The following is an 8,641-nucleotide window of genomic DNA, read 5'->3' as shown; positions in this document are numbered from 1 at the left end:
CAGCAGCTGAATCATTCAATGCCAAGATAAAAGCTTTTCGCTCCCAATTCAGAGGTGTGAAAAACGTATCCTTTTTCCTTTACAGACTCTCTAAAATATATGCTTGAAAAATACTTCTCCCCAGATTTTCAGATTGATCCAGCAAAATCAATGTAAAAGTGAGAGAAAGCAACAATAAAAAAGCCGCACTGCAAAAAAGCAATGAGGCTTGTATAATATCAATATAAAGTATTTTACTTAACTGAATCTACCACGCTTTTGAAAGCTTCAGGATGATTCATAGCTAAATCTGCTAATACCTTTCTGTTTAATTCAATTCCTTTTTTATTAACTGCACCCATAAACTGAGAATAAGACATTCCATGTTCTCTAGTGCCTGCGTTAATTCTCTGAATCCATAACTTTCTGAATTCTCTTTTCTTTTGTTTCCTATCTCTGTAGGCGTACAACCAACCTTTTTCGATAGCATTTTTTGCTACTGTCCAAACGTTTTTCTTTCTACCCCAGTAGCCTTTCGCATACTTTAGGATTTTTTTTCTTCTAGCTCTTGAAGCTACATGATTTACTGATCTTGGCATAAATTTTAATTTTTTGGAAATTGGTGACCAACTTTAAAGTTGATACTTGATATTACCAGATATCCCGGTTTAACATTGAACCTTCGTTCGTTTAAATGTGCGAAATACTATAGATTAAGCATGTCTTTCACTCTTCCTAAATCTGACTTATGAACAAGTCCCATATCGGTTAAGCGTCTTTTCTGCTTTGTTTCTTTTTTGGTTAAAATATGACTTTTAAAAGCGTGTTTTCTTTTGATTTTTCCGCTTCCAGTCAATTTAAACCTTTTTTTCGCGCCTGATTTTGTTTTTACTTTAGGCATTTATCTATTTATTTAAATTGGTTACTTATTTACCTTGTTTAGGAGTTATGAAAAGAGTCATTCTTTTGCCTTCTAACTTAGGCATTTGTTCAACTTTTCCTAAATCTTCTAATTCTGAAGCAAAACGCAATAATAAAAGTTCTCCTCTATCTTTAAAAACGATAGTTCTCCCCACAAAATGAACATAAGCTTTAATCTTCGCTCCCTCTTTTAAGAACTTCTTACCATGATTTAATTTAAATTCAAAATCGTGGTCGTCTGTATTGGGTCCAAACCTAATTTCTTTAATTACAGTCTTTTGAGCTTTAGCTTTAATTTCTTTTTGTTTTTTCTTCTGTTCGTATTTGAATTTCGAATAATCAATAATCTTACAAACAGGTGGTTCAGCTTTAGGAGATATCTCTACCAGATCTAGGTTTTGTTCTTCAGCCATTCTCAAGGCTTCACCTATGGTATAGACGTCAACTTTTACATTTTCACCAACTACACGAACCTCTCTGGCTCTTATTTTACTATTTACCTTGTAAGGTTCTTCTTCCCTACCTCTAGGTCTGTAGCTGCCTTTTTTTCGCATTTTACTAATATTAACCTCCTTTTTTTTATTAACAGTGTGCAAATATCGTTATAAATATCGGATTACAAAATTTCAATCCAAAATCTACAAATCAAATTCATCTATTTTCTATACTATCCGCTATTTTTTGACTGAAAAATGTCTTGAAGTCAGCTAAACTCATACTCCCAACATCTCCTTCTCCATGTCTTCGAATGGAAACTTTACCTTCTGCCTCTTCCTGCTCGCCTACTATCAACATATATGGTATTTTCTTTACTTCTGCATCACGAATTTTTCGACCAATTTTTTCATCTCTATGGTCAATAAAACCTGTAATATCGTTTGATTCAAGCTCACTATATACCTTATTGGCATAATCAGCATATTTTTCTGATATCGGCAATACCGCAACTTGTTCTGGTGACAACCATAATGGAAAATTACCGGCGCAATGTTCAATCAAAACTGCCACAAACCGTTCCATACTTCCAAAAGGTGCACGGTGAATCATTACAGGTCTGTGTTTGCTATTGTCTGCGCCTACGTACTCCAACTGAAAGCGCTCAGGAAGGTTGTAATCTACTTGAATTGTTCCCAATTGCCAGCTTCTACCTAAAGCATCTTTCACCATGAAATCTAACTTAGGCCCATAAAAAGCAGCTTCTCCCTTTTCTACAACTGTCTTCAGTCCTTTTTCTTCAGCAGCTTCAATGATGGCCTTTTCAGCTTTATTCCATACCTCATCACCACCAATGTACTTTTCTTTTTTTTCTGGGTCACGTAAAGATACTTGAGTTACGAAATCCTGAAAGCCTAAAGAATTAAAAACGAATAATACTAAATCAATTACTTTAATAAACTCCTCTTTCACTTGATCAGGACGACAGAAAATATGAGCATCATCTTGTGTGAAACTTCTTACTCTTGTTAAGCCATGTAGTTCACCGCTTTGCTCATATCTATAAACTGTTCCAAATTCCGCCAAACGGACAGGAAGCTCTTTATAACTTCTAGGTTTAGTTTTGTAAATCTCACAGTGGTGAGGACAATTCATTGGTTTCAACAAGTATTCCTCATCGCTACCATTTTCATCATCAGATGGCGCTGCTATTGGCTGAAAAGAATCCTTTCCGTATTTTTCATAATGGCCAGAAGTAATGTATAATTCTTTATTGCCGATATGAGGCGTAATTACGGGCTGATAACCTGCTTTTACCTGAGCTTTCTTTAAGAAATTTTCTAATCTATCTCTAAGCATTGTTCCTTTAGGCAACCATAAAGGCAATCCTAAACCTACTTTTTCTGAAAAAGCGAACAATTCCATTTCTTTACCCAGCTTTCTGTGGTCACGCTTTTTAGCCTCTTCCAAGAGATCTAAATATTCCTTTAGCTCTTTTTGCTTAGGAAAAGTAATTCCATAAATACGGGTTAGCTGCTTACGTTTTTCATCTCCTCTCCAGTAAGCACCTGCAATATTTAATAACTTTACGGCTTTAATGTATCCAGTATGAGGAATATGAGGTCCTCTACATAAATCAGTGAAATTTCCTTGTTGATAGAATGTGATTTCACCATCATTCAAACCATCAATTAATTCCAGTTTATATTCATCACCTTTTTTCTGGTAATATTCAATTGCTTCTTTTTTGGAAATTTCTGAACGTTGAAATTCATTTTTCTGACGAGCCAGATCCAACATTTTCTGCTCAATTTTTTCCAGCTCCTCTCCTTGCAATTCTCTATCGCCAAAATCAACATCATAATAAAATCCATTTGCAATTGGAGGTCCAATACCTAATTTCACACCTGGATAAAGTTCTTCAAGTGCTTCTGCTAATAAATGGGCAGAAGAATGCCAAAATGTACTTTGACCATCAGGGTCATTCCATGTGAGTAATTGAACATGTGAATCCTCATTTATGGGACGCGTTGAATCCCAAACTTGTCCATTCACCTTTGTAGACAATACATTTCTTGCCAATCCTTCGCTAATACTCATTGCGATGTCATGACCAGTAACGCCTTTATCAAATTCTTTTATGCTGCCGTCAGGCAAAGTAATCTTTATTTTATTACTCATATTGTCTTGAAATTCAAACTTAGATTAATATAATAACATGCAGAATTAAATCCTGAATACAAATATGCAATTTTAGATTTAATAAGCGTAAAACGAAAGCAGCTAAATATAATTAATTGCCTATTTCTTGTCCTTTGGAGTTCAAGGTTTTCATAACTTCACCGTTCTTATCATAAATAAAGAAAATTCCTGCTTCTACTTTAGCATCTTCTAAAGTTCTCGATCCCTCGTACGAAAGTTGCCATATTTCCTCGATTTGCGGTGACAAATAATATAGCACCTGCTGATACTTTCCAGTTTCTGGCACAGGATTTATTGATTGTAAATTGACAAGAAGATTTTCCTTTAGCTGAATCATTTTTTGAATCGAAAAAGTACTGTCTTTTAGTGATAGAAAATGCTGTATTTGCATATCAAAACCTGCTTTGGCTACAAATGGGTTATCAGAAATCTTCCCATGTAAAAATAATGAAGAGTCAGATTCTAATATGTTAATCGCATAATTACTGCTATTGTTAGTTGCGGCTATCAAGGGACTTCTAAAAATAGAATCAGCTTCGAATTCAAAAAATTGTATCTGGGTAGCCATTTGCTTACTCTTTTCAGTCATGGCTTCAACTTTTTTAGTCAAGATGGTATTCTCCGTTTCTATATAAGCCTCAATTGACGGTGAAAACATTTCAAAGAATTCCTGAAAATTGCTAATTACTGCTTTAGTAATCTCTGCTTCTACCTTTATGATTACATCTAACTGCTCAGAGAGTTTTTCTTTATAATCGTCAATAAGATTTGCTCTTTGATAAACATTACTTGAATCTGCTAAGAGCGGAAATAAGTTTTCACTGGACAATAAATTAGCCTCATTTTTCAGTCTTTTATATTTAAGCAAATCTAATACGCTCTGATTGGCTTCTAATTTGGCTAAGCCATCTATTAGCTCCTGCGGGATCTCAAGGGGCTGGATATCTGAAGAATCTTTTGCTTTTTGATTGTTTAATAATGCATCAGAAAATGATTTATTAGTTTCTATTAAAAGGTTTTTGATTGGCCTTACTTCTTCCTCAATTTTCTTATCGATTCCCTTAAAATATTTTTCGTAATCCCCAATGCTGATATTAAACTCCAGGAACTCACGCGTTGGAATATTTAGACCATTCCAATTTTCAATTTCAACGATGTTTAAAGAGGCATCGTAAGCAGGATGATTAAGTTCATTTAGCTGATCTACAAACAGACGAAAACTATCTACAAAATCAGTGTATTTTTTCACGATTCTGTTAACATCTTCAAAATCAGAAGTTATTGCTTGTAAAATGAAATTGGATTCAGTGGGAAATCTCATTTGTAAATTACTTATTAGCGAAGCAAATTCTTGATACTTCTCCTCAGATTGATTTTTTAACTTATGAATTTCTTCAATCAATAATTTTTCATCTGTAACAGCGGCAATTTTATTTTCATAGTCTAATGTAATATCAGATTTTTTGATCCCGAATTTTCCAGTTCTTAAATCTCTTCTATTGTAGGCAGCATAATAATCGCCATTTTTTCGAACCTCTCTATCATCAATCAGTGAAATAGATTTTTTGTAAGCTGCAATGGCTATATTAGCCATCGAGTCGTACTTTTCTGTAGTTGGGAAAATCTCTACCGAATCTAACTTAGAAACGATTATTTCGCCATAATAAAAATAGGCATTGGCTTCATCATCATTATCCTTAAGATAGTTAATTAATAGAGGCTCTGCGGTTTTGTAATCTCTACTTTGTAAGATTGGGAATATATTTTTGTATTTAAGCCTTTGCGCTTGGCTACTAAAAATAACGCAAATCGAAAATAATAATAGGATGAAAAAGCCTCTCATTTACAGTTAGTTCTAAAAGTTGATGATTTCAATACTACCAAAATTAAATTATTCTAAGTAAACACCAAAATCTTCGTCTGACCAGCTAAAATTAATATGCTCTTGAATAGTTGTTGCAATTTCAATTCCAGTATAATTTGCAGCAATAGGAAATGACCGATGAGCTCTGTTTACTAGGAATGCTGTCTCTATCTTTTTAATATTAGTGTTAATGAAGGGTTTTAAGGCATAAAATACTGTTTTACCTGAATTCAAAACATCATCCACCAATAAAATGGTAGTATTTTCTGAAGCTTCAATCAATTCAGATAAATTAACAACAGAATTATGTGGGGAGGATTTATCTATTGATAATTCAATAAATGTAGGGTTCAGTGTACTGATTTGAGCTAACTCTTCTTTGAGCTTTTTTCCCAAAATAGCTCCTCCCCCTTTAATTCCTATAATATAGAGATGCGGTTCTTGGAAATTATTCTCTAAAATTTGAAAAGCTATCCTTTTGATTTTACTCATAATAGCTTCCCGATCTAGAATCTGATTTCGCTGAGTTGGCATAACTTATTTATTTTCAGGTATTGGCATTTTTTTACTGTCCTTGAAAGTAGACAAAATAACCATGGACTGCATACTGTCTACAACCTCAATTTCACTCACTTTTTCAAGCATCAACTTTTGATAAGAAGGGATATCTTTTGCAATCACTTTTAAAATAAAGTCGCTAGAACCTGTAACGTGATTACATTCTATAATTTCATCAACTCCGTCAATAGCTTTAATAAACTTTTCAATATTTGTTCTATTATGTCCCTTTAGAGACACCATAACGTAAGTACTTACGCCTAAATTAATTTTTTCATTATCTAATTTGGCATGATAACTTTTAATAATTCCAGCATTTTCTAATTTTTTAACACGTTCTAATGTAGGTGCAGGAGATAAGCCAATATCTTTTGATAGTTGAGCATTGGTAATTCTACCATCAACTTGAAGAATATCTAATATTTTCTTGTCAATTTTGTCTAACTTGAATGGTAACATTTCTATTTAATTCGATTAAGTAATTGAATTACAAAATTAATATATAAAATTGACTTAAACCTTATGTTTTGGATATAATACCAAATATATTTTTGTTTTTTGAGCATTTATTTAATAAATATACTGAATTGAGAAAAATCATACTTACTTTAAAACTTTGAAACTTCAATAAGGATCTTGAAAAGATGGTAAAAAATCCCCTACCTTGGATTAAGTATTGCGATAGAAAATGGACGCTACAAGCGTTTCTGAACGAGCCGTTTAACGAACATCTCCTTCGCTCGGTTCATGATTTTATTGAAGACTGGAATAATGGTAAAATGCAGTTTGAACAAAAAACATCAGGTTCAACAGGGAAACCGAAAATCATTTTAATTTCTAGGTCACAAATGATAGCAAGTGCAAAGGCTACTTTGGAAAGCTTGAATTTAAAAGCTGGAGATACCGCTCTTTTAACCATAAATCCCGAATTTATTGGTGGAAAAATGATGATCGTGAGATGTCTTGTCGGTCAATTGAATCTTATAATCGGAAATGTAAGTGGAAATCCTCTTAAGAATTTAAAAGAGCCGACTGCAATTGATTTTTATTCTTTTGTTCCCTATCAGCTTTTAAATATACTAAACGAATCAGGGACTGCGATTTCGATGCTCAGTCAATCTAAAGCAATTATTTTGGGTGGAGCAGCTGTGCCAGAGGTATTAAAAGATAGAATTAAGGAAAATTTGGATACTGTTAAGGTGTACAGTACTTACGGAATGACAGAAACTATTTCACATGTAGCCTTACAATTAATCAATTCCAAAAATATAGAACCTTATAAGGCACTTCAAGATATTAAATTCTCGGTAGATGAAAATGATTGTCTTATCATTCATGCTCCACAAATTACTGGCGAGGGATCTCTAAAAACCAAGGATGTGGTGAGCCTCATCTCTCCTACTGAATTCTATTGGAAGGGAAGATTCGATTTTGTTATCAATTCAGGAGGCATCAAAATTCATCCTGAAGAGCTTGAAAAGGAAATCGCTACTTTACTTCAAAATGAAAATATTCCAAATCGATTTTTTATTTTTGGCAAAGAGGACGAAAAACTTGGCAATGCAGTTCAATTGATAATTGAGGGAGATTATGATACAAATTTCATATCAAGCCTGCTTAAAAAGCATCTTTTAAAATATCATTTGCCAAAAAATATCTTTCGTAGTCCTAAATTTATCGAAACGGAAAACGGAAAAATCAATAGAATTGAAACTATTACAACCTTGAAATGAGAAAATCACTTAAAATCATTGCATTTTCTATTTTTACAATGGTAATGGTACTTACGATTATATCATTATCATTTTACAAATCTGATATTCCCACAGAAATAAATAAAGCCCAATATTTTACTGAAAATTCAAGAATTATTAAATTAGATAGAAATAAATTGCATGTGAAAATTTCGGGCAATGGTCCAGCAATTTTTTTGATCCATGGTAGTTTTTCCTCTTTGCATACATGGAAGGATTGGCAGAATAAACTAAGCAAATCATTTACCGTAGTTTCTATGGACTTACCTGGGCACGGCTTGACTGGTTCCAACCCACAATCAAAATACGATACTGATTATTATGCAAGTTTGATGTTTAAACTAGCAGATAAGCTAAATATTGATAACTTATCTGTTGCAGGAAATTCTATGGGAGGTCAAGTAGCTTATAAAATGGCCATTTTAGCTCCTCAAAGAATATCAAATCTTATACTGCTTAATTCTTCAGGAATAAATATGAAAGCAAAAGAAGGATACAAAAATCAAAAAATTTCGGTTTTTTCACTTATCAAAAACCCATTAATTTCAAAAATTATCATCAAAATAACTCCTAGGTTCTTACTAGAGAGCAGTATAAAACAAGTTTATTATGATGACAGTAAAATAAATGATGAGAAAATTCAACGTTATTATGATTTATTGTTAAATGAGGGAAATCGTAAAGCTACAATTGCACGTTTAAACCAAAAAATTGAGGAAGAAACAAATTTATTGAAAGAAATTCAAACCCCCACTTTAATTTTATGGGGTCAACATGATGAATGGATTCCTGTATCTCATGCAGCAGAATTTCATAAACTAATTCCTAATAGCTGCATAAAAATTTATGCTAATGCAGGTCATATTCCAATGGAAGAAATACCAGATGAAACTGTTAAAGATGCTTTGAAATTTTTATCAGAATAATG

9 protein-coding genes are annotated in these 8,641 nt (G+C 32.9%); 2 read left to right on the top strand and 7 right to left on the bottom strand.

Features of this window, described 5'->3' with window-relative positions:
* Positions 1-233: 233 nt before the first annotated feature.
* The 7 genes from rplT to VFM92_RS11675 all read right to left on the bottom strand — a co-directional run bounded on the left by rplT (position 234) and on the right by VFM92_RS11675 (position 6,418).
* Positions 234-578, bottom strand: a complete 345-nt coding sequence (gene rplT / locus VFM92_RS11705) for a 50S ribosomal protein L20 (protein ID WP_325122412.1) — start codon at positions 576-578, stop codon at positions 234-236.
* A gap of 107 nt (positions 579-685) precedes the next feature.
* Positions 686-880, bottom strand: coding sequence for a 50S ribosomal protein L35 (gene rpmI / locus VFM92_RS11700; protein ID WP_325122411.1), 195 nt, complete (start codon positions 878-880; stop codon positions 686-688).
* A 25-nt stretch (positions 881-905) separates the two neighbouring features.
* Positions 906-1,454 (bottom strand): translation initiation factor IF-3, encoded by a 549-nt coding sequence (infC, locus tag VFM92_RS11695; protein ID WP_325122410.1) that lies wholly within the window; start codon positions 1,452-1,454, stop codon positions 906-908.
* A 97-nt stretch (positions 1,455-1,551) separates the two neighbouring features.
* Positions 1,552-3,516, bottom strand: a complete 1,965-nt coding sequence (gene thrS, locus VFM92_RS11690; protein ID WP_325122409.1) for a threonine--tRNA ligase — start codon at positions 3,514-3,516, stop codon at positions 1,552-1,554.
* A gap of 112 nt (positions 3,517-3,628) precedes the next feature.
* The gene (locus VFM92_RS11685; protein WP_325122408.1) at positions 3,629-5,380 is read right to left on the bottom strand and encodes a hypothetical protein; all 1,752 of its coding nucleotides are present in this window, start codon (positions 5,378-5,380) and stop codon (positions 3,629-3,631) included.
* Positions 5,381-5,428: 48 nt separating this feature from the next.
* Positions 5,429-5,935 carry a phosphoribosyltransferase family protein gene (locus VFM92_RS11680; protein ID WP_325122407.1) on the bottom strand — a complete coding sequence of 169 codons (507 nt, stop codon included), beginning with the start codon at positions 5,933-5,935 and terminating at the stop codon, positions 5,429-5,431.
* 3 nt (positions 5,936-5,938) lie between these two features.
* The gene (locus VFM92_RS11675; RefSeq protein WP_325122406.1) at positions 5,939-6,418 is read right to left on the bottom strand and encodes an Lrp/AsnC family transcriptional regulator; all 480 of its coding nucleotides are present in this window, start codon (positions 6,416-6,418) and stop codon (positions 5,939-5,941) included.
* A 185-nt stretch (positions 6,419-6,603) separates the two neighbouring features.
* Between VFM92_RS11675 and VFM92_RS11670 the strand changes: the two genes are divergently transcribed.
* Entirely contained in the window at positions 6,604-7,692 is a 1,089-nt protein-coding gene (locus tag VFM92_RS11670; protein WP_325122405.1) for an AMP-binding protein, read from the top strand.
* Entirely contained in the window at positions 7,689-8,639 is a 951-nt protein-coding gene (locus VFM92_RS11665; RefSeq protein ID WP_325122404.1) for an alpha/beta hydrolase, read from the top strand. The genes VFM92_RS11670 and VFM92_RS11665 overlap by 4 nt, the downstream gene beginning before the upstream one ends.
* Positions 8,640-8,641 lie beyond the last annotated feature (2 nt).

The sequence above is a fragment of the Marivirga sp. genome (assembly GCF_035704835.1).
In the GTDB taxonomy this organism is placed as follows: domain Bacteria; phylum Bacteroidota; class Bacteroidia; order Cytophagales; family Cyclobacteriaceae; genus Marivirga.
Note: the sequence above shows the minus strand (reverse complement) of the source record. Positions and strands in the feature narration are given on the sequence as shown.

Coding starts and splice junctions, on each gene's coding strand:
- thrS (WP_325122409.1), bottom strand. CDS start 3,516: ATGAGTAATAAAATAAAGATTACTTTGCCTGACGGCAGCATAAAAGAA.
- rpmI (WP_325122411.1), bottom strand. CDS start 880: ATGCCTAAAGTAAAAACAAAATCAGGCGCGAAAAAAAGGTTTAAATTG.
- VFM92_RS11665 (WP_325122404.1), top strand. CDS start 7,689: ATGAGAAAATCACTTAAAATCATTGCATTTTCTATTTTTACAATGGTA.
- rplT (WP_325122412.1), bottom strand. CDS start 578: ATGCCAAGATCAGTAAATCATGTAGCTTCAAGAGCTAGAAGAAAAAAA.
- VFM92_RS11685 (WP_325122408.1), bottom strand. CDS start 5,380: ATGAGAGGCTTTTTCATCCTATTATTATTTTCGATTTGCGTTATTTTT.
- infC (WP_325122410.1), bottom strand. CDS start 1,454: ATGCGAAAAAAAGGCAGCTACAGACCTAGAGGTAGGGAAGAAGAACCT.
- VFM92_RS11670 (WP_325122405.1), top strand. CDS start 6,604: ATGGTAAAAAATCCCCTACCTTGGATTAAGTATTGCGATAGAAAATGG.
- VFM92_RS11680 (WP_325122407.1), bottom strand. CDS start 5,935: ATGCCAACTCAGCGAAATCAGATTCTAGATCGGGAAGCTATTATGAGT.
- VFM92_RS11675 (WP_325122406.1), bottom strand. CDS start 6,418: ATGTTACCATTCAAGTTAGACAAAATTGACAAGAAAATATTAGATATT.